The 19,010-nt window shown below is 72.3% G+C and carries 20 protein-coding genes and 1 riboswitch; of the genes, 11 read left to right on the top strand and 9 right to left on the bottom strand.

Annotation, left to right across the window (positions count from 1 at the left end):
* Position 1 precedes the first annotated feature (1 nt).
* Genes modA through rsmD form a run of 4 tightly spaced genes read left to right on the top strand, consistent with a single transcriptional unit; the run spans position 2 to position 3,282 of the window.
* Positions 2 to 787: a molybdate ABC transporter substrate-binding protein gene (modA, locus tag V6S67_RS10885; RefSeq protein ID WP_334210264.1), complete on the top strand. Its 786-nt coding sequence runs from the start codon at positions 2 to 4 to the stop codon at positions 785 to 787.
* Positions 777 to 1,622 (top strand): ABC transporter permease, encoded by an 846-nt coding sequence (locus V6S67_RS10880; RefSeq protein ID WP_334210263.1) that lies wholly within the window; start codon positions 777 to 779, stop codon positions 1,620 to 1,622. Before modA ends, V6S67_RS10880 begins: the two co-directional genes overlap by 11 nt.
* Complete coding sequence (locus V6S67_RS10875; RefSeq protein ID WP_334210262.1) at positions 1,622 to 2,665, top strand: sulfate/molybdate ABC transporter ATP-binding protein; 1,044 nt, start codon at positions 1,622 to 1,624, stop codon at positions 2,663 to 2,665. The genes V6S67_RS10880 and V6S67_RS10875 overlap by 1 nt, the downstream gene beginning before the upstream one ends.
* 44 nt (positions 2,666 to 2,709) lie before the next feature.
* On the top strand, positions 2,710 to 3,282 hold the full coding sequence (gene rsmD, locus V6S67_RS10870) for a 16S rRNA (guanine(966)-N(2))-methyltransferase RsmD (RefSeq protein ID WP_334210261.1): 573 nt from the start codon (positions 2,710 to 2,712) through the stop codon (positions 3,280 to 3,282).
* 103 nt (positions 3,283 to 3,385) lie between these two features.
* Here rsmD and V6S67_RS10865 read toward each other — a convergent pair whose 3' ends face one another.
* The 6 genes from V6S67_RS10865 to V6S67_RS10840 form a co-directional block, all read right to left on the bottom strand.
* Entirely contained in the window at positions 3,386 to 4,132 is a 747-nt protein-coding gene (locus V6S67_RS10865; protein WP_334210260.1) for a YcnI family copper-binding membrane protein, read from the bottom strand.
* Between the two features lie 112 nt (positions 4,133 to 4,244).
* Positions 4,245 to 4,841 (bottom strand): hypothetical protein, encoded by a 597-nt coding sequence (locus tag V6S67_RS10860; protein ID WP_334210259.1) that lies wholly within the window; start codon positions 4,839 to 4,841, stop codon positions 4,245 to 4,247.
* A 160-nt stretch (positions 4,842 to 5,001) separates the two neighbouring features.
* Positions 5,002 to 6,726, bottom strand: a complete 1,725-nt coding sequence (ctaD, locus tag V6S67_RS10855; protein WP_334211577.1) for an aa3-type cytochrome oxidase subunit I — start codon at positions 6,724 to 6,726, stop codon at positions 5,002 to 5,004.
* Between the two features lie 97 nt (positions 6,727 to 6,823).
* Positions 6,824 to 7,183 carry a hypothetical protein gene (locus V6S67_RS10850; protein WP_334210258.1) on the bottom strand — a complete coding sequence of 120 codons (360 nt, stop codon included), beginning with the start codon at positions 7,181 to 7,183 and terminating at the stop codon, positions 6,824 to 6,826.
* Between the two features lie 154 nt (positions 7,184 to 7,337).
* Entirely contained in the window at positions 7,338 to 8,225 is an 888-nt protein-coding gene (locus V6S67_RS10845; protein ID WP_334210257.1) for a spermidine synthase, read from the bottom strand.
* Positions 8,222 to 9,451 carry an aminotransferase class I/II-fold pyridoxal phosphate-dependent enzyme gene (locus V6S67_RS10840; RefSeq protein WP_334210256.1) on the bottom strand — a complete coding sequence of 410 codons (1,230 nt, stop codon included), beginning with the start codon at positions 9,449 to 9,451 and terminating at the stop codon, positions 8,222 to 8,224. The genes V6S67_RS10845 and V6S67_RS10840 overlap by 4 nt, the downstream gene beginning before the upstream one ends.
* A gap of 40 nt (positions 9,452 to 9,491) precedes the next feature.
* Here V6S67_RS10840 and coaD point away from each other — a divergent pair, with 40 nt between their 5' ends.
* The 7 genes from coaD (at position 9,492) to V6S67_RS10805 (ending at position 14,339) form a co-directional block, all read left to right on the top strand.
* A complete protein-coding gene (gene coaD / locus V6S67_RS10835) occupies positions 9,492 to 9,965 on the top strand; it encodes a pantetheine-phosphate adenylyltransferase (protein ID WP_334210255.1) in 474 nt (157 codons plus the stop codon).
* Positions 9,966 to 10,072: 107 nt separating this feature from the next.
* Complete coding sequence (locus tag V6S67_RS10830) at positions 10,073 to 10,639, top strand: YceD family protein (RefSeq protein WP_334211576.1); 567 nt, start codon at positions 10,073 to 10,075, stop codon at positions 10,637 to 10,639.
* Positions 10,640 to 10,641: 2 nt separating this feature from the next.
* Entirely contained in the window at positions 10,642 to 10,845 is a 204-nt protein-coding gene (gene rpmF, locus V6S67_RS10825) for a 50S ribosomal protein L32 (protein ID WP_043445822.1), read from the top strand.
* A gap of 68 nt (positions 10,846 to 10,913) precedes the next feature.
* On the top strand, positions 10,914 to 11,645 hold the full coding sequence (gene rnc, locus V6S67_RS10820) for a ribonuclease III (RefSeq protein ID WP_334210254.1): 732 nt from the start codon (positions 10,914 to 10,916) through the stop codon (positions 11,643 to 11,645).
* Positions 11,646 to 12,608: a bifunctional DNA-formamidopyrimidine glycosylase/DNA-(apurinic or apyrimidinic site) lyase gene (gene mutM, locus V6S67_RS10815; protein ID WP_334210253.1), complete on the top strand. Its 963-nt coding sequence runs from the start codon at positions 11,646 to 11,648 to the stop codon at positions 12,606 to 12,608. It begins immediately after the preceding gene.
* A gap of 153 nt (positions 12,609 to 12,761) precedes the next feature.
* Positions 12,762 to 12,938: riboswitch (cyclic di-AMP (ydaO/yuaA leader) on the top strand.
* 2 nt (positions 12,939 to 12,940) lie between these two features.
* Positions 12,941 to 13,783 (top strand): NlpC/P60 family protein, encoded by an 843-nt coding sequence (locus V6S67_RS10810; RefSeq protein ID WP_334210252.1) that lies wholly within the window; start codon positions 12,941 to 12,943, stop codon positions 13,781 to 13,783.
* 136 nt (positions 13,784 to 13,919) lie between these two features.
* Positions 13,920 to 14,339 (top strand): VOC family protein, encoded by a 420-nt coding sequence (locus V6S67_RS10805; protein WP_334210251.1) that lies wholly within the window; start codon positions 13,920 to 13,922, stop codon positions 14,337 to 14,339.
* Positions 14,340 to 14,358: 19 nt separating this feature from the next.
* Here V6S67_RS10805 and V6S67_RS10800 read toward each other — a convergent pair whose 3' ends face one another.
* Genes V6S67_RS10800 through V6S67_RS10790 form a run of 3 tightly spaced genes read right to left on the bottom strand, consistent with a single transcriptional unit; the run spans position 14,359 to position 18,958 of the window.
* Complete coding sequence (locus V6S67_RS10800) at positions 14,359 to 15,327, bottom strand: NAD-dependent epimerase/dehydratase family protein (RefSeq protein ID WP_334210250.1); 969 nt, start codon at positions 15,325 to 15,327, stop codon at positions 14,359 to 14,361.
* Entirely contained in the window at positions 15,324 to 17,939 is a 2,616-nt protein-coding gene (locus V6S67_RS10795) for an alpha/beta fold hydrolase (RefSeq protein WP_334210249.1), read from the bottom strand. Before V6S67_RS10795 ends, V6S67_RS10800 begins: the two co-directional genes overlap by 4 nt.
* Positions 17,933 to 18,958 (bottom strand): 3-oxoacyl-ACP synthase III, encoded by a 1,026-nt coding sequence (locus V6S67_RS10790; RefSeq protein WP_334210248.1) that lies wholly within the window; start codon positions 18,956 to 18,958, stop codon positions 17,933 to 17,935. Before V6S67_RS10790 ends, V6S67_RS10795 begins: the two co-directional genes overlap by 7 nt.
* Positions 18,959 to 19,010: the final 52 nt, after the last annotated feature.

Here is a 19,010-nt window from a genome sequence, read left to right as displayed (position 1 = left end):
CATGCCCTCGAACCACCGGTCCGGCCTCGCCGCAGCCGTCGTCCTGCTGGCCGCCGTGACCGCCTGCGGGACCACGCCCGATCCCGCCGCACCCGCGGCCGGCGGCGCGGTCGACGGCAGCATCACGGTCTTCGCCGCCGCCTCGCTGAAGGACGCTTTCACGGAGCTCGCCGGCGCGTTCGAACAGGCGTACCCCGGCACGGAGGTCGTCCTGAACGTCGCGGGCTCGTCCGACCTCGTCACGCAGATCACCGAGGGGGCGCCGGCGGACGTGTTCGCGAGCGCGGACGCCAGGAACATGGCCAGGGTGGTGGACGCGGGCCTGGTCGCGGGGGAGCCGGTGGACATCGCCACCAACACGCTCCAGCTGGCGGTCCCGCCGGACAACCCCGCCGGCATCACCTCGCTCGCGGATGCCGCGAAGCCCGGCGTGAAGACCGTCCTGTGCGCGGCGCAGGTCCCCTGCGGTGCGGCCGCGGCGGACCTCGAGCGGGCCGCCGGCGTGGACCTGGCGCCCGTCAGCGAGGAATCGTCGGTGACCGACGTCCTGGGCAAGGTCACCTCGGGCGAGGCGGACGCAGGCCTCGTCTACGTCACGGACGTGCGGGCGGCAGGAGACGCGGTCCGCGGCATCGACGTGCCGGAGGCGGCCGGCATCCGGAACACCTACCCCATCGCGGCGCTGACCGACAGCGCCGAGGCCGCGACGGCGCGGGAGTTCGTGGCGTTCGCCTCCGGCCCCTCCGGACGGGCCGTGCTCGGGGCGGCGGGTTTCGGTGCGCCCTGACGCCGCTCCCGCCGTGAACGCCGGGCTGCTCCCGCGGTGGGTGGTGGCGCTCGCGGCGGTCGGCGGCCTGTTCGTGGTGCTGCCCGTCGTCGCCCTGGCGCTGCGCGTCGACTGGCCGCGCTTCGTCCCCCTCGTCACCTCGGACAGCGCGCAGGCGGCGCTGCTGCTCAGCCTGCGGACCTCGCTCGCCGCGACGGGGCTGTGCGTCCTCGTCGGTGTCCCCATGGCCCTCGTCCTCGCCCGCACGGCGTTCCGAGGCCAGCGGCTCGTGCGCTCGCTGGTCCTCCTGCCGCTGGTCCTGCCGCCGGTGGTCGGCGGGATCGCCCTGCTCTACACCTTCGGGCGGCGCGGCCTGCTCGGTAGCAGCCTCAGCGCGGCGGGTGTCGACATCGCGTTCTCGACCGCGGCCGTGGTGATGGCGCAGGCCTTCGTCGCCCTGCCGTTCCTCGTGCTCAGCCTCGAGGGCGCCCTGCGGTCTGTCGGCACGCGCTACGAGGCCGTCGGCGCGACCCTCGGCGCCGGGCGCTGGACGGTCCTGCGCCGCATCACCCTGCCCCTGGTGCTGCCGGCGCTCGTCTCCGGCGCCGTCCTCTCCTTCGCGCGGGCCCTCGGTGAGTTCGGGGCCACGCTGACCTTCGCCGGCAGCCTCCAGGGCACCACGAGGACCCTCCCGCTCGAGGTCTACCTGCAGCGCGAGACCGACCCGGACGCCGCCGTCGCCCTCTCGCTCATCCTCGTCGTGGTGGCCGTCGCCGTCGTCGGCGTCGCACACCGCGTGCGGCCGCTCGGGAGCGGTACCCCCGCATCATCCCGCCCCGTGCAGGGCGTCCGCTGATGGGCCTCACGTTCGCGGCGAGCCTCGCCGCGCGGGGCTTCGACGTCTCGTTCGAGCTCGCGCCGGGGGAGACCCTCGCCGTCCTCGGGCCCAACGGCGCCGGGAAGTCGACGCTGCTGAACCTGCTCGCGGGCCTGCTCGCCCCGACGTCCGGTCGGGCCACCCTGGACGGCGCCGTCCTCTTCGACGTCGGCGCCGGGCGCCGCCTGGTCACGGAGCCCCGGCACCGCGGGGTGGCGCTGCTGGCGCAGGAGGCGCTCCTGTTCCCGCACCTCACGGCCCTCGAGAACGTCGCGTTCGGCCCGCGGAGCCGCGGCGAGCACCGGGCCGCGGCCCGGGCCGGGGCCGGAGACTGGCTCGGACGCGTCGGCGCGGAGGACCTCGCCCGACGCAGGCCCGCCGAGCTGTCGGGAGGCCAGGCCCAGCGCGTCGCGATCGCGCGCGCACTCGCCGCCGATCCGGCGCTGTTGCTGCTCGACGAACCGCTCGCGGCCCTCGACGTCGCCGTCGCGCCCGCCGTCCGCACCCTGCTCCGCGAGGTGCTCCGGGACCGCTCGGCCGTGATCGTCACGCACGACCCGCTCGACGCCTTCCTCCTCGCGGACCGCGTCCTCATCCTCGACGGCGGCAGGATCGTCGAGTCCGGTGCCACCGCGGAGGTCCTCACGCGGCCCGTCACGGCGTTCGGTGCGCGCCTGGCGGGCCTGAACCTCGTGCACGGGCACGCCACGACGCGGGGGTTCACGGCGGACAACGGACTCGAGGTGCCGTCGGTCGCGCCGCTCCCGGCGGACCGCCGGCTCGCACTGACGGTGCGTCCGGGCAGCGTGACGGTGTCGCGGAGCCCGGACGCTCCGCCGGGTACGAGCCGTATCCGAGCGGAGGTCGACGACGTCGAGCACCGCGGCGACCTGGTGCGCGTGCACGCCGCGGGCCTGGCGGCGGACATCCCGCCGGCGGACGTCGTGGCCCTCGGCATCATGCCGGGCGTGCCGCTGTTCGTCGGCTTCCGGCACGAGGACGCAAGCATCTACGCGCTCTAGGCGGGCGGTCGGCGCGACCCAGAGCGGACGCTAGAGTCGACAGCATGACGCGCATCATCTCCGGGGCCGCGGGCGGCTCCACCCTCACCAGCGTCGATGGGAACGGCACGCGTCCCACGACCGACCGCGTGAAGGAAGCCCTGTTCTCCAGTCTCGAGTCCTACAACGTGGTGCACGGCGCGCACGTGCTGGACCTCTACGCCGGCTCCGGTTCGCTCGGCGTCGAGAGTGCGAGCCGGGGCGCCGCGTCGGTGGACCTCGTCGAATCGGTCGACCGGGCGGCCGCCGTCGCCCAGCGCAACGCCGACCTCGTGAACCGCGTGCTCGGCTGGACGGCGGTGCGCGTGCACCGGACCAGGGTGGAGACCTACCTCGAACGCGTCGCCCCCGACGTCAGGTGGGACCTGGTGCTCATGGACCCGCCGTACACGGTGCGGGAGGACGGTGTCCTCTCCGTCCTGGCGGCCCTCGAGACGAGGCTCACCGAGGGGGCCGTCGTCGTCGTCGAGCGCTCCGCCCGCTCACCGGAACCGGCATGGCCCGCGTGGCTGGAGCGGTTCTCCGACAAGAAGTACGGGGAGACGCGCCTCTGGTTCCTGGAGCCGGCCGTCGACTGACCCTGCCCCCGGCACGTCCTGCGCGCCGGCGGCCAGGCGTACCCGCCGCCGACGCGCAGGGCGCGGTGCCGGCGCGCTGCCGGCACCGCGCCCTGGAGGGGGACTACGCCGTGCGGCGCGTCCGGACGAGCGCCACCGCACCCGCGGCGAGCCCGAGGAGGCCGGCGACGAGGCCGATCCACGCCACCGGGGAGGTGGAGGCCGTGTCCGTGCTGGACGCGGTCTGCTCGGCGTCGATCGCCTCGGGCGTCTCCGCGCCCTCCGCGGCCGTGTGCGAGCCGCCGTGGGCGTCACCCTCGGCCGCGACGGTGGTCACGAACGACGGCGCGGGCTTGTCCGGCTCCTCCGCCCCCTCCTCGGCCTCCTGGTTCCACTCCACGACGTCGCCGTCGGTGTAGGACTGCGTGGCCGGCAGCAGCACGGTGGACCCGGCCTCGGGCAGGCGCCCGACCGAGATCGAGAACGTCTGGTACTCCTGCTGCGAGATCTCCGCGCCGGCCTCGGCCGTCCACACGACGGACAGTGGCGCCTCCGTGAGCGTCGCGCCGTCGTCCGTGGTGACGGGCGCCGGCAGGGCGCCGGTGACCACCTCGGCCGTCCAGCCCTCGACCGGCTTGACCCGGACGGAGGTGAACGGCTGCTCGGTGGGGAGCTGCACCTCGAGCTTGTTCGTGGCCGCGCTCTCGGATTCGTTGGGGACGCTGAACGTGAGCTGCGAGTACCCGTTCTCCGTGGTGGAGGCGGGGGAGACGGTGACGTGGGCGCTGGCGGCGCCGAGGCCGAGCGCCATGAAGCCGGCGGTGGTCAGGGCGACGGCGCCGGTGAGGGTGCGCCTGGAAGAGGACGTCATGGAAGTGCCTTTCGGGAAGTGCGCTCCGGGCCGCAGTGGCGGCAGGTGGCGGAGCAGCGGGGAATCGGGGTCATCGGGAAAGCCGGCCCGGCCCGGTTCCTCGCGGATCCGGTCAGGCGGGCAGCGCGATCACCGGCGGCCCCCGCAGGCTCGGTACGGCGGCATGGACGGACAGCGGTGCGACGGGCGGCGGACCGTCCAGCACGGGCCCGCGCCGCACGGGGGCGAGGGGAGCGGGCACGGGGCGCACGAGCAGGGGCAGGAGCCAGGCACGGAGGAGGGCCAGGGCCTGCTCGCTGCGGGAGACCGCGACGGCGAGGACCACGGTGGCCAGGGCGTGCAGCAGGACCATGACGGGGCCGGCGGACGCAGCCCCCATCTGCTCCTGGACGGCCGGCGAGCAGGCGAGCTCGAACGCGGCATGGTGTCCGGGCATCGCCGACGAGCTCCGGCAGACGGCGGGGACCGCCGTCATCCCGAACACGGTGTGCAGCAGGACCTGCCCGGCACCCATCGTCAGGAGCCCGGAGCGGAACGAGACCGGACCCCGGGTGAGCTGCACCATCGGGACGAGCAGCAGCACGCCGATCAGCAGCAGCACGCCCGGCGCGGGGAGGTGCCCTGCCGCGAGGACGTGGGAGGCGGAGGAGACGGAGAGGATCAGCGCCACGAGGCCGACGGACCGGACATAGGGCAGCGCTGCAGCCATCCGATGCCTCCTCCGTGTCGTGTCCCGCGCTCGCGGCAGCCTCGCCGGGCCGACGAGATGCTCCCCTCACAGGGTACCGTCGCGGCCCGGGCCTGCGCCGTCCACGTACTTCGCGTGCGACGCGCTCCCGGATGGGCCACCGCCCGGCTGCGCGGCCGGCCTAGTTCTTGGGATCCGGCTGGCGTGGATCCCGCTCGCCCATGTCCGCGGCACCGAGGGCCGCGCTCGCGGGGGAGTGGCTGGTCTCGTTGAAGCGGGCCATGAGCTCGGGGTGGTGCAGGTCCAGCGCGGGCCGCTCGGAGCGGATGCGGGGGATGGAGATGAAGTTGTGGCGCGGTGGCGGGCAGGATGTCGCCCACTCGAGCGAGGCGCCGAAGCCCCACGGGTCATCGACGTCGACCTTCTTGCCCTTCCGCCAGGTGATGTAGACGTTCCAGAAGAACGGGATGACGGAGGCGCCCAGGAGGAAGGACCCGATGGTGGAGAACTGGTGCATGCCGGTGAACCCGTCCTCGGGCAGGTAGTCCGCGTACCGGCGCGGCATCCCGTTGACGCCCAGCCAGTGCTGGATGAGGAACGTGGCGTGGAAGCCGAGGAACAGCATCCAGAAATGGATCTTGCCCCACCGCTCGTTGAGCATGGTGCCGGTGAACTTCGGCCACCAGAAGTAGAAGCCGGCGAACATCGCGAAGACCACGGTCCCGAAGACCACGTAGTGGAAGTGCGCCACCACGAAGTAGGTGTCCGAGACGTGGAAGTCCAGTGGCGGCGAGGCCAGGATGACGCCGGTGAGGCCGCCGAAGAGGAACGTCACGAGGAAGCCCAGGCTCCACAGCATGGGCGTCTCGAACGTGAGCGAGCCGCGCCACATGGTGCCGATCCAGTTGAAGAACTTCACGCCCGTGGGTACCGCGATGAGCATGGTCATGAGGGCGAAGAACGGCAGGAGCACCGCGCCGGTGACGTACATGTGGTGCGCCCACACCGTCACGGAGTAGGCGACGATCGCCCAGGTGGCGTAGACGAGCCCCTTGTAGCCGAAGATCGGCTTGCGGCTGAAGACCGGGAAGATCTCCGAGACGATGCCGAAGAACGGCAGCGCGATGATGTAGACCTCGGGGTGGCCGAAGAACCAGAAGAGGTGCTGCCACAGGATGGGCCCGCCGTTCTCGGGGTCGAAGATGTGGGCGCCGAAGCGGCGGTCGGCGCCGAGGGCGAAGAGGGCGGCGGCGAGGACGGGGAAGGCCATGAGGACGAGCACGGACGTCGCGAGGGTGTTCCAGGTGAAGATCGGCATGCGCCACATGGTCATGCCGGGGGCGCGCATGCAGATGATCGTGGTGATGAAGTTGACGGCGCCGAGGATGGTGCCGAACCCGGTGAGGGTGAGCCCGAACACCCACAGGTCTCCGCCGATGCTGGGGGAGAAGCTCACGTTCGACAGGGGCGGGTAGGCGGTCCAGCCGAACCCTGCGCTGCCCTGCGGGGTGAAGATGCCAAGGCCCACGATCATGCCGCCGAAGAGGTAGAACCAGTAGGCGAGGGCGTTCAGCCGGGGGAAGGCGACGTCGGGTGCGCCGATCTGCAGGGGCATGATGACGTTCGCGAAGCCCGCGAACAGGGGGGTCGCGAAGAGGAGCAGCATGATCGTGCCGTGCATCGTGAAGAGCTGGTTGTACTGCTCCTTGGTCTGCAGGATCTGCATGCCGGGCTCGAAGAGTTCCGCGCGGATGAGCAGGGCCTCGACCCCGCTCAGGCAGAACCACACGAACGACGTGATGATGTACAGGTAGCCGATGGTCTTGTGGTCCGTGGTGGTGATCCACTCCACCACGATCCGCCCCCTCGACCGGGTGGCGGGACTGGCGGCGGGCTTCGCCGCCAGGGTCGAATCTGCGTATTCAGCGGTCACGGTGCGCTCCGGGCGGGGTCGGGGTCGGGGTGGCGGGGGCCGACGCGGGGATGGCGCGGGTCATAGCGGGTCATAGGAGGACCCGGTGGCTGCCGTGCGGGCGCGGGGCGTGGGCGGGGCAGTCCGGCAGGACATCCGGCACGACCAGCGAGCAGGAGGACGACGCGCCGGTCTGCCCGTGGGAACCGGGTGCGGCCGGCGCGAGGATCCCGGAGATGGTCAGGGCGTCCAGCCCTTCGCGTTCGACGTGCTGGGCCCTGCCCGCGTCGATCACGATCGTCGGCACCCGCAGGATGCGGCGGCTGCGTTCGACGACGACCACGAGGGCCGGGCAGTTCTCCTCCGTGAGGCAGCCACGGATCTCCACGCGCGCCCACCGCAGGTCGAGGTCGAGGCGGATGGCCACCCGCAACTTGTGGTTCACGGTCATGATCGGGGTCTTCCCAGCACGAGGATCGTCGGTGCCCGGCTGCTCAGGCACTTTCAAGGCTAGGAAAAGCGCGGCGACGACGGAGGTCGGAATGCCGCTTGACAAGCGCAACCACGCGGGGCCGGAAGGATGATGCCGGCCCGGCGCCGGGCCGCTACCGGGGCGGGATCTGCTCGAACGCCGCCCGGGCCGGCCCCACGAGGACAGCGGCAGGGTGGGGACCCGCCGCGAGGAGTGCGCGCGTCCAGGCGTCCGGCCAGGGGCCGTTGCGTGCGGCGACGACGACGTTGCCGGCCCGCGAGCCGTCCACCATCCCCGCCTCGGTGAGCACGGCCGTCGCGGGCGCCAGGGCTGCGAGCTGCCGGCTCTGCGCACGCGCGAAGGCGAGCGGGGGATCGTCGCCCACGTTGACCAGCACCACTCCCTCGCGGGCGCAGACCCGCAGGAGGTGCGCGGCGAAGTCCGGGGAGGTCAGGTGGGCGGGGGCGTCGGCTCCGGCGAAGATGTCGAGCACGACCACGTCGAAGGCGCCGTCCGGCTGCTCGAGGACGGCGTCCGCCGCGTCACCGATGACGACGTCGCACACGGTGCCCTCCGGCAGCGGCATGGCGTCGAGCACGAAGTCCATCAGCGTACCGTCCAGGTCGACCGCGGTCTGCTCGGACCCGGGGCGCGTGGCCTGGAGGTAGCGCACGAGGGTGAGCGCGCCGGCACCGAGGTGCAGGACCCGCAGGGGCTCGCCGGGGGTACCCACGAGGTCGACCACGTGGCCGATGCGCTGCAGGTACTCGTAGAAGATCCGTTCGGGGTGGAGCAGGTCCACGTGGGACTGCTGGGCGCCCCCGACGCTGAGGATCAGGGCGCCCTCGATGTGGGCGTCCTCGTCGATCTCCGCATGGGCGCCCGTGTCCGGCAGCCACCGCGTCGGGACCTCGAATTCCTCGTCGAGCCTGTCGGCGAACCCGTCTGCCGTCCCGGCGGACCCACCGTCGGGCCCGTTGTGCAGCCGACCGTCGGGCCGCGGGTCCGGCGTCCCGGTCATACGCGCGCCCGTAGCGTGCCGAGGCGTCGTGCGCCCTCCTCGATGACGTCGAACCTCTTGCAGAACGCGAAGCGCAGCATCGAGCGGGTGCGTTCGGCGCCGTCCTCGTGGCAGAACATCGCCACGGGGATCGCGGCGACGCCGATCAGCTCCGGCAGGCGCCGCGCTAGGTCGGTCGCGTCGTCGATCCCGAGGGGGGCGGCGTCGACCATGGTGAAGAACGTCCCCTCGGGTTCGAAGACCTCGAAACCGGCCGCGCGGAGGCCTTCTCCCAGGAGGTCCCGCTTCTTCCGGAGGGTCGCCGCGGCGGAGGAGAAGAACGCGTCCGGCAGTCCGAGGCCCAGGGCGACGGCGCCCTGGAAGGGCGTTCCGGAGGTGTAGGTCAGGAAGGTCTTGACGGTGCGCACCTGGGACACCAGGTCGGCGGGTCCGCTCAGCCAGCCGACCTTCCACCCCGTCACGGAGAAGGTCTTGCCGGCGGAGGAGATCGTGAGGGTCCGCTCCGCGGCACCCGGCAGCGTGGCGACGGGGAGATGCTGCACACCGAAGGTGAGGTGCTCGTACACCTCGTCCGTGACGATGACCGCGCCGTGGCGCTCCGCCAGCCGGACGATGAGCTCGAGGGAGGAGCGGCTGAACACGCTGCCGGTGGGGTTGTGGGGATTGTTGACCACGACGATCCTCGTGCGGTCGCTGAAGGCCGCCTCCAGGGCCGCGGCATCCGGCTGGAAGTCGGGTGCGCGGAGCGGCGCCGTGGTGTGGGTGGCGCCGGACAGGCCGATCACCGCGCCGTAGGAGTCGTAGAAGGGTTCGAACGTCAGCACCTCGTCGCCGGGCCCGGCGAACGCCAGGATCGCGGCGGCGATCGCCTCGGTGGCCCCCGTGCTGACGATCACCTCGGTCTGCGGATCGACCGCCAGACCGTAGAAGCGCTCCTGGTGGGCCGCGATCGCGTGCCGCAGGACGGCCAGCCCCTGCCCGGGCGCGTACTGGTTGGCGCCGTCCGCGATGGCGGACCGGGCGGCGTCCAGGATCTCCCGCGGCCCGTCCTCGTCCGGGAACCCCTGGCCGAGGTTGATCGCCGCGTGCTTCCGCGCGAGGGCCGTCACCTCCTCGAAGATGGTGATGCCGAGCCGGCCGTCGCTGCCGAGCAGATTCGCCCCGAGTGCCGCCCGTCTCCACGGCGGGGTGCCGTTCCTGGCTGCGGGCTGCGCGTGTGTCGTCATACCACCAGTATTGCCGCTCCCGGGTGGGTACCGTGGGGGTATGAGCCGCGCCGTCTGCCCCGGGTCCTTCGACCCCCTCCACAACGGGCACATCGATGTCATCAGCCGAGCCGCCCGCCTCTTCGACGAGGTGATCGTCGCGGTCTCGACGAACTACGCCAAGAAGTACCGGTTCGGGATCGAGGAGCGCATGGCGTTCTGCACCGAGAGCCTCGCGCACCTGCCGGGGGTGAGCGTGCGGGCGATGGGGGAGGGCCTCGTCGCCGAGTTCTGCCGGGACCACGGCGCCGTAGCGCTCGTGAAGGGGCTGCGGTCGAGCCTCGACTTCGATTACGAACGCCCCATGGCCACGATGAACCGGCACCTGGCGGACATCGAGACGGTGTTCCTGCCCACCGGCACGGACTTCGCGCACGTCTCCTCGACGCTGCTGAAGGAGGTCGCGGGGCTCGGCGGCGATATCGGCGCCCTCGTCCCGGAGGCAGTCCTCGCCCGGCTGAGGCCCGAGGCCTGAGCGCGGAGGGCGTCGGCGTTTTGGGTCAGCCCGGATCGTCAGGGTAAGATAGTACGTCGGTCATATGTTCTACAGGAGTCACCATCAAAAGCGATCTCAGTTCGCCCCTGACGTTCAGCGTCAAGGATCTCGGACGCAGTCCGGGCAGCATGCGGACAGTCGAAGAACATGTGCCGGCACCCAAGGATTTCGGTGTCGCCCTGATCGGCGTGCAGGAGGGCTCCGACATGGAGCTCGATCTGCGCTTCGAATCGGTGCACGAGGGGATCCTGGTGTCGGGAACGGCGAACGTCGAAGTAACCGGCGAGTGCGGCCGTTGCCTGGAGCCACTGCGGTACGAGCACGACGTGGATGTCCAGGAACTCTTCTTCTACAGCGACTCCGAGTCGCTGTCGGTGGAGGAGGACGAGGAACAGCACAGGGTGGAGAACGATTCGGTCGATCTGGAACCCGTGCTGAGGGATGCAGTGGTCACGTCGCTGCCATTCCAGCCGGTGTGCCGGGAGGATTGCAAAGGTCTGTGCTCCGAATGCGGAGCCCGGCTCAATGACGATCCGGACCACCACCATGAAGTATTGGACCCTCGCTGGTCGGCCCTCGCCGGGCTGACCGGCACCGCCGCAGAGAACGACGCGGCACCAAAGTCAGAGTCAGACGAGAGAGAAGAGAGTTAGCCGTGGCTGTCCCGAAGCGGAAGATGTCCCGCGCGAATACCCGTGCACGCCGGTCCCAGTGGAAGGCAACCGCCCCCAAGCTGGTCAAGACCCTCGAGAACGGTCGCGTCACCTACAGCCTCGCCCACCAGGCCAAGGTTGTCACCGACTCGGCCGGCACGCCGCTGTTCCTGGAGTACAAGGGACGCAAGGTCGCCGACGTCTGACATCGGATCCGTCCCGCCGCGTGCGAGCGCCGGCGGGTACCCCGACCGATGCGCCGGCTGATGCGGTTGTGAAGAATACAGAAGAACTCACGAAGCGTCTCGGTGTCGATATCGACACCGAGACGCTTCGTCTTGCCCTGACCCACCGGTCCTACGCCTACGAGAAGGGCGGGATCCCGACCAACGAGCGCCTCGAGTTCCTCGGCGACTCGGTGCTCGGGCTCTCGGTCACCGATGCCCTGTACCGGGACAACCCGGGCCTGTCCGAGGGCGAGCTCGCCAAGCGGCGGTCCGCCGTCGTCAGTACCAAGGCCCTGGCGGGCGTCGCACGCACCCTCGACCTCGGCAGCTACGTGCTGCTCGGGCAGGGCGAGAAGCTGACGAACGGGCGGGACAAGGCGTCGATCCTCGCGGACACGATGGAGGCCGTGATCGGCGCCGCGTACCTCAGCCACGGCATCGAGACCGCCCGTGCCATGGTCATGCGGCTCATCGGGCCCCTGCTCCGCGACTCCGCGGTCCTCGGCGAGGGTACGGACTGGAAGACCCGCATCCAGGAGACGGCGGCCGGCCGGCGGCTCGGGCTCATCGACTACCAGGTGGAGGGCACCGGCCCCGACCATGCCCGCACCTTCACGGCGCGCCTGCTGATCGGCGGCGTCGGCTACGGTTCCGGGCACGGACCGTCGAAGAAGGAAGCCGAGCAGGCCGCGGCGGCGGCGTCCTGGAAGCTGCTCACCGAAGGGGCCGGGTCCGTGCACGGGACCGGAGACCCCACCGACGCGCTCGACGGCTCCTGAGTGCCTGAACTGCCCGAGGTCGAGGTGGTCCGCCGCGGCCTCGCCCGCTGGGTGACCGGACGCACCATCGAGGACGTGGAGGTGGTCGACCCCCGGTCGCTCCGGCGGCACGTCGACGGCGTCGAGGACTTCGTCGGCAACGTCACCGGGGCGCGCGTCACCGATGTGGTGCGCCGCGGGAAGTTCCTCTGGCTCGTCCTGGCGGACCCCGCCGGCGCGGACGCCCCGCCGCATGTCGCCCTGATGGCGCACCTCGGCATGAGCGGGCAGCTCCTCATCGAGGAGCCCGCCGCGCCGCGCGAGAAGCACCTCAAGGTACGCCTGACCCTCTCCGCCGCGCTCGACGAGGAGGGCGTACCGCTGCCCGCCGAGCTGCGCTTCGTGGACCAGCGCATCTTCGGCGGCATGTTCGTCGCCGACCTGCAGCCCACCGGGGACGGCCACCCGGGAGGGCTGGGCGAGGGCGGCCTGCCCCTCGTGCCGCATCAGGCCGCGCACATCGCACGCGACCTCCTCGACCCCGCATTCGACCCCGAGGCCTTCCACCGACGCCTCCGCACGCGCAGGACCGGACTCAAACGCGCGCTGCTCGATCAGGGACTCGTCTCCGGCATCGGCAACATCTACGCCGACGAGGCCCTGTGGGCGGCCCGGTTCCACTACGCCCGGCCCACCGATACGCTGCGGCGCCCGGACACCCAGCGCATCGTCGAGGCGGCCACCGACGTCATGACCCGCGCCCTGGCGGCCGGGGGCACGAGCTTCGACGCGCTCTACGTGAATGTCAACGGCGCCTCGGGCTACTTCGCGCGGGACCTCGAGGCCTACGGCCGTGCCGGGCAGCCCTGCCGCCGGTGCGCGGCCGAGGGTCGGCACACGCTGATCCGCCGGGAGTCCTTCATGAACCGGTCCTCCTACCTCTGCCCGCACTGCCAGCCGAGACCGCGCAACGCGAGGATGTAGCCCTCCCGGGGAGTGCAGGACGTGATGCGGGACGTGATCTTTCCCTCGTGATCCAAACGTGACAATCCGGGACCCCTCGCGTACCGTGGAAGCCGTGCCCGCGCCACCACGGCGGGGCGCCCATCCTCTTTCTGCCGAACCCTGTCGATGAGGATGGACCGTTCGCACAAACCATTCGACAGGGGCGGGGGAACCAGTAGCGGACTCTTCGACGAGTCCTAGGGGTAAAGACACGCGTCGACCAGCTTGGGGGCAATGGTCGGCAGGTGCGTGTCCGGATGTCCCATCCGAACCCGACAGCTAACTTCGCAGGCATTGGGAAAGGCAACAGCATGTCCAAGAGCCATACCGCGCGCCACCGGGCAGTCCCCACGCGCACCAACCCCCTCGTCACCGCCTCCCGCGCCGTCACCGCGACCGCGTCCGTCGCCGGCAAGCCCGCCGCGGTCGTCGTCACCGCGTCCGGCCTCCTGTTCGGTGCGGCACTGCCCGCCAGCGCAGCCGGCGAGATCAGCATCGACACCCAGCAGTCCGCAGCGAGCACCACCGCGGCAGGCACCTACACCGTGCAGGCCGGCGACACGCTCGGCAGCATCGCCTCCTCGCACGGCGTCAGCCTCGAGACGCTGTTCGCGGCCAACGGCCTCGGCTACAGCTCGGTCATCTACCCCGGCCAGGCCATCTCGCTGGGCGGCTCCATCGCCCCGCAGCAGTCCGCTCCGCAGCAGTACTCCGCCCAGTCGGTGTCGGTCCAGGCCGTCCCCGCGAGCACCACGGCGGCCCCGGGCAACTCCACGGGACTCAGCACGCAGTCAGCCGCCTCCATCGCGCCGAGGGCGGCCTCGCTCTCCGGCATCGCCGGCACGGCGATGCAGGGCGTCGGCTCGGGCTACGTCTACGGCGGCACCTCCTACGGCGCCTGGGACTGCTCCGGCTTCGTCCAGTGGGTCTACGCCCAGCAGGGCATCAGCCTGCCCCGCACCACGTGGGCTCAGTTCGCCGCCCTGCGGCCCACCAGCAACCCCCAGCCGGGTGACCTGGTGAGCCAGAACGGTGGCAGCCACGTGGGCATCTACCTCGGCAACGGCCAGATGGTCAGCGCGCTGAACCCGTCGCAGGGCACGCAGGTGCACCCGGTCGGCGTCATGGCCGTGGACGGCTACTACACCCGCTAAGGCGGACGGGCGGTGCAGACCGGCGGCGAAGGCCGGTAGCGACGCAGGAAGGGCGGGGTGCCGAGCACCCCGCCCTTTGCCGTACCCGGGTTCGGGTGTACATTCCGGCGGGTCACCCCTACCCGGAGGAGCACCCATGTTTCGAGGATTCGCCACCGTCACCTTCTACGCCGACGATCTCGCCGCCGCCCGGAACTGGTACACGGACGTGCTGGGGATGGAGCCGTACTACGCGTTCCCGCCGCCGCCCGACCCTCCCGCCTACCTCGAGTTCCGGGTGGGCGACGACGAGGACGAGCTCGGGTTCATCGACCGGAGGTACGGCCCGCCGGGCGCGTCCCTCGGCCCGGGTGGCGCCGTCATGTTCTGGCACGTCGACGACCTGACCGGGACGCTGGACAGGCTGCTCCGGCTGGGCGCCACCGAGTACGAGGCGGTGACGGAACGGGGGACCGGCGGGTTCACGACGGCGTCCGTGGTGGACCCGTTCGGCAACGTGCTCGGCCTCATGCACAATCCGCACTATCTCGAGGTCTTGGCCGCACGCGGCGCCTGACCGCGTCGCTCCGCAGCCCCTAGCGCGCGTAGTGGCGGGCCAGCCGCTCGAAGCCCTCGTCGATGCCGATGTCCGGCTCCCACCCGAGGACCTCGCGCGTGCGCCGCTGGTCGAACCAATGCGCGGTGGAGAGCTGTTCGGCGAGGAAACGGGTCATGGGAGGCTCCTCGGTGCGGCCCGCGGCGAGCCAGGCGCGCTCGATCACGGCCCCCGCGCCGCGGGCGAGCGCTCCCGGAACGGACCATGCCGGGGGCGCCACCCCGCCTGCTCGGCAGATCCCGGCCAGGAGCTCCGCGATGGGCCGCGGCTCGCCGTTCGTGACCACGAACGCCTGCCCCCGGGCGGCCTCGATGCGCCGCAGGCAGGCGACGATCGCCGAGGCCGCGTTGTCCACGTAGGTCGTGTCGATGAGGGCGGTGCCGCCGTCGAGCAGGGGCAGGCGCCGGCGGCGCGCACGGTCGATGACGCGCTCGACGAGCTGCGTGTCGCCCGGACCCCACACGATGTGCGGGCGCACCGCGGCGACGCGGAACCCCGGCCCGGAGCGGCCGAGGGCCAACAGCTCCGCGGCTGCCTTCGTGCGCGCGTAGTCGCCGCGCGCCGAGGCAGGATCGGCGGGGCCGGCGGGAGCGCCGACGAGGGACGAGCCGGAATGCGCGACGGAGGGGGAGGAGACCTGCACGACGTCTGTCACGCCGGCGTCCTGCGCCGCGTCGAGCAGGCGCCTCGTGCCCTCGACGTTGACGCGGTCGAAGTCCGCCGCGGCGCCCGTGAAGGAGACCTTCGCCGCCAGGTGGATCACCGCCGTGCAGCCGCGCACCGCGGCCGTGACGGCGTCCGGATCCTCGATGGACCCGAGGGAGTCCTGCGCGCCCGGGACGCCGGAGGGGCGGCGCTGGAAGCACCGCACGTCGTGCCCGTCGGTGATCAGGTGCTGCGCGACGGCGCGCCCGAGCATGCCGCTCGCGCCGGTCACGAGGACCGTCACAGGGAGCCCGCCCGCCCGCCGGACAGGAAGCGGCCGCTCCACGCGGCGATCCGGGCGCGGTCGATCTTCGCGTTGTGGCGGACGTCCACGGGCAGCGCCGGCACCGCGATGACGGCCGCGAGGTCCACGCCGCGCCCGCTCGCTGCCGTGCGGGCCGCGGCGGCCAGCGCGGCGTCCGCCAGCCGCGGACGGGCACCTGCCGTGTCGGTCTCGAGGACCGCGACGACGGCCTGCGTGCCGGCGGGTCCGACGCCGACGACGGCGGCCAGGCGGACGCCGTCGAGGGTCTCCAGCACCTGCTCGAGCCCGACGGGCGTCAGGACGCCCGCGGCGGAGGTGATGACGTGGCCCAGCCGGCCCTCGACCCACAGGCGACCCTCGGCGTCGAAGTGGCCCACGTCACCCGTGCGGTGCCAGGGCCCGGTCCTCGCCGCGTCCTGCTGCGTCCGCCACAGCCGGAAGTACCGGTCCTTGACGTGCGGGGCGTCGACCAGGATCTCACCGGTGACACCCGGCGTCACGGCGGGTGCGCCGGTCGCGGCGCCGGCGCCGTCGAGCGGGCTGACGGCCACGCGGGCCCCGTGGACGGGCACGCCCACGCACACGCCGTTCCCTGCGCCCTCGGCGGGCGACGCCGCGGCGGCCCGGATGCCGGCCAGGTCGATGTCCGCGACGAGGAGGGATTCCGTCATCCCGTAGGGCGTGTGGAGGGCGGCCGCGGGTACGAGGGCCTGCACGGCGTCGAGGAGCGGGACGGGGATCGGCGCGCCGGCCGACAGCAGGAGGGAGATCCGGCCGAGGGCGCGCCGGCCGTCGGCGTCGAGGTCGGACGACGTCGCCAGGACGTTCCGCAGGGCTGCGGGCGAGGCGAACACGACGGTCGCGTCGACGGCGCCGGCGGCCGCAGCCAGCGCCCGGGCCGTCAGCGTCCGCGGGGCCGTGACGTCCATGGCGGGGGTCACCGACGTCGCGCCGAGTGCGGGACCGAGGAGGGCGAAGGGCGCGAACCCGGCCACGAGCGCGGTCCCCGGTCCCAAGCCCAGGGTGCGCTCGACGGCGTCGCGCATCGCGGAGAGCTGCCGGTGCGTGTAGACCACACCCTTGGCGGGACCGGTGGAACCCGAGGTGAACAGGATCGCCGCATCGGCGTCGGGATCGGGCGCCGGGAGGTCCGGGGCGGGATGGGCGGCGCGGAGATCGCCGAGGGAGGCCTCCACGTGGAGGGCCCTCCGCTTCGCCGCCGGGAGGGCACCCACGCCGATGCGGCGGCCGGGCCAGCCGAAGGCGCGGGCCGCGAGGAGGGCACGTTCGATGCCGATCACGACGTCGGGCGCGGAGCCCCTGACCGCCCGGCTGAGGCCGCGGGCCCCGAGTCCGGCGTCGGCGACGACGATCACCGCGCCGATCCGCAGGCACGCGTAGATCAGGACGGTGAGGTCCACGCCGGGCGGTACCAGGAGACTGACCCGGGTGCCTGGGCCGTACCCGAGCGCGGTGAGTCCGGCGGCGACGGCTGCGACGTCGTCGTCGAGCTGCCGCCAGGACAGCATGCGCGGGGCGCCGGTGGACGTCATCTCGGCGACCGCCGTCGTCGAGCCCTCGGGGCTGCGCGCCAGGTCGGTGAGGCGACGGCCGAGGGGCGCGTACGGGACGGCGTCGGAGCCGGCCGCCTCTGCGGCCGCGTCGGTGACGGTGCCGGTGCCGACGGAACGCGCGGCGAGCCACTCCATCGCGGTCGACGCCGTATCGGCGTCCTCCTGCACGAGGTGGCCCGCGTGTTCGAAGCGGTGGATGTCCGCGTGCGGCAGCCGCCGGGCGAGATCCTCGAGGTAGGTGTCCGAGAAGATCGGATCGTGCGGGCCCCACATCATCAGGACGGGGACGTCGAGGCTGCGGATGCCCTCCGCCGTCGCGGTGAGTGCCGGGTAGCTCGGGTGCGAGGGGTCGGCGGGGATGTCCGAGACGAAGTCCGCGATGCCCTGGCGGTCCGTCGCGGACCGGTAGGGGGCGCGGAAGGCGCGGCGGACGTCGCGGTCGAGCGCGGGCCGGGCGAGGCCGAGCGTGACGTCGAGGAAGGCGGTGCTGGTCCGCGTCCCGAGCCGGTGGACGCCGGGTGCCAGGGCGAGGCGGAGCGGCGCGGGGATCGGGCGGTCCCCGTCCTGGTGGACCGCCGTGTTGGTGAGCACGACGCCGGCCAGGGAGTCCCGGTTGCGGTCGGCATAGCCGAGACTGACGACGCCGCCCCAGTCGTGGCCGACCGTGACCACGGGCCCGGTGAGGCCGACGGCGGCGACGAAGTCCTCGAGATCCGTGATGCGGTGGGCGAGCCTGCGGAACACCCCGGTCCGGTCCGAGTAGCCCATGTCCAGCTGGTCGACGGCGATCACGCGCCAGCCGGCGTCGCGTCCTGCGGCCAGGTAGCTGCGCCACAGGTAGGACCAGGTGGGGTTGCCGTGCACGCACAGCAGCGTGCCCTTCACGGGGCCCGCGAGCTCGGCGCCGTTGTCGAGGTAGTGCCACCGGTGCGTGGTGCCCGGGGCGTCGGCGTCGCTGGTCGAGGGCACGTCGATGCGTGCCGACCACGAGGGATCGACGCCGGGGAGTGCTACCACGCAAGCTCCATCATCGAGGTGTTCAGGCCCGAGCCGACGCCTAGGCACAGCACGCGGTCCCCGGGGGCCAGCGACTGCGACTCCTGGGCGAGGGTCATCGGCAGCGATGCCGGCCCCACGTTGCCCCAGTGCGGGAAGGTGATGGGCACGCGCTCGCGCTCGAGGTCCACGGCCTTGATGATGGCGTTGGTGTACGAGTTGGAGACCTGGTGGGTGACGTAGCGGTCCATGGAATCCCAGGCCCAGCCGTCCGCCTGCGCCTCGTGCCACGCGGTGACCACGAGCTCCAGGCCGCCGTCGAGCAGGCCCTTGGTGTCGGTGTACATGCCGTCGATCCCGCCCACGCAGAGCTCGTGATGCTGCGTCCCGGCACGGGACACGCCGCCCAGGATGCGGTGCGAACCCGGATGCAGGTCGGCCGGGCCGATGACGGCGGCCGCGGCGCCGGACCCGAGGGTGAGGGTCGCGAACTCGGCCAGGAAGTCGGCGCGCGTCGAATCCTCGCGGTTGAGGCGGCGGAAGGTCGCCTCCTGCGTGCGCTGGGCGTCCTCGCCCGCGACGATCAGGGCGTACTTGATCTGCCCCGAATCGATCATGTTGGCCGCGAGGGTCATGCCGTTGACGAAGCCGAGGCACGCGTTGGCGAGGTCGAAGTTCATGGCCGAGGACGGGAGCCCCAGCGAGTGGTGGATCTTCACGGCGACGGACGGTTCGAGGTTCCGCCGGGTCACCGAGGTGTTGATGAGCAGGCCCACGTCGCCCGGTTCGATACCGGCCTCCGCCATCGCCTTCGCGCCGGCCTCGATGGCGGCATCGTCGAAGTCGGACCCCGGGGACCACCATCGCCGCTCCGTGACGCCCGCCACGCGCTCGAGGAGCCGCTTGGAGAGGCGGAGCCTCTTGAGGCTGGGGGCGAGCCGCTCGTCGAACTCTGCGGAACTGACGACTACCGGCGCCTCCACACTCGTGACGGCGAGCAAGGCCGTGTTGTCATGTCGGAACGTCGCGTTACCGGTCAAATTTCCTGCCTCGTCTTGTCAGCGCCGGTGCGTGGCCGTGAAGGACCCACGG

Source organism: Arthrobacter sp. Soc17.1.1.1, from assembly GCF_036867195.1.
Taxonomy (GTDB): domain Bacteria; phylum Actinomycetota; class Actinomycetes; order Actinomycetales; family Micrococcaceae; genus Arthrobacter_D.
Note: the sequence above shows the minus strand (reverse complement) of the source record. Positions and strands in the feature narration are given on the sequence as shown.

What these genes read in the sequence shown, in the direction of transcription:
- V6S67_RS10850 (WP_334210258.1), bottom strand. Translation starts at nt 7,183, where the DNA reads ATGACCGTGAACCACAAGTTGCGGGTGGCCATCCGCCTCGACCTCGAC.
- V6S67_RS10810 (WP_334210252.1), top strand. Translation starts at nt 12,941, where the DNA reads ATGTCCAAGAGCCATACCGCGCGCCACCGGGCAGTCCCCACGCGCACC.
- V6S67_RS10860 (WP_334210259.1), bottom strand. Translation starts at nt 4,841, where the DNA reads ATGGCTGCAGCGCTGCCCTATGTCCGGTCCGTCGGCCTCGTGGCGCTG.
- V6S67_RS10805 (WP_334210251.1), top strand. Translation starts at nt 13,920, where the DNA reads ATGTTTCGAGGATTCGCCACCGTCACCTTCTACGCCGACGATCTCGCC.
- V6S67_RS10865 (WP_334210260.1), bottom strand. Translation starts at nt 4,132, where the DNA reads ATGACGTCCTCTTCCAGGCGCACCCTCACCGGCGCCGTCGCCCTGACC.
- V6S67_RS10845 (WP_334210257.1), bottom strand. Translation starts at nt 8,225, where the DNA reads ATGACCGGGACGCCGGACCCGCGGCCCGACGGTCGGCTGCACAACGGG.
- rsmD (WP_334210261.1), top strand. Translation starts at nt 2,710, where the DNA reads ATGACGCGCATCATCTCCGGGGCCGCGGGCGGCTCCACCCTCACCAGC.
- V6S67_RS10840 (WP_334210256.1), bottom strand. Translation starts at nt 9,451, where the DNA reads ATGACGACACACGCGCAGCCCGCAGCCAGGAACGGCACCCCGCCGTGG.
- V6S67_RS10875 (WP_334210262.1), top strand. Translation starts at nt 1,622, where the DNA reads ATGGGCCTCACGTTCGCGGCGAGCCTCGCCGCGCGGGGCTTCGACGTC.
- modA (WP_334210264.1), top strand. Translation starts at nt 2, where the DNA reads ATGCCCTCGAACCACCGGTCCGGCCTCGCCGCAGCCGTCGTCCTGCTG.
- coaD (WP_334210255.1), top strand. Translation starts at nt 9,492, where the DNA reads ATGAGCCGCGCCGTCTGCCCCGGGTCCTTCGACCCCCTCCACAACGGG.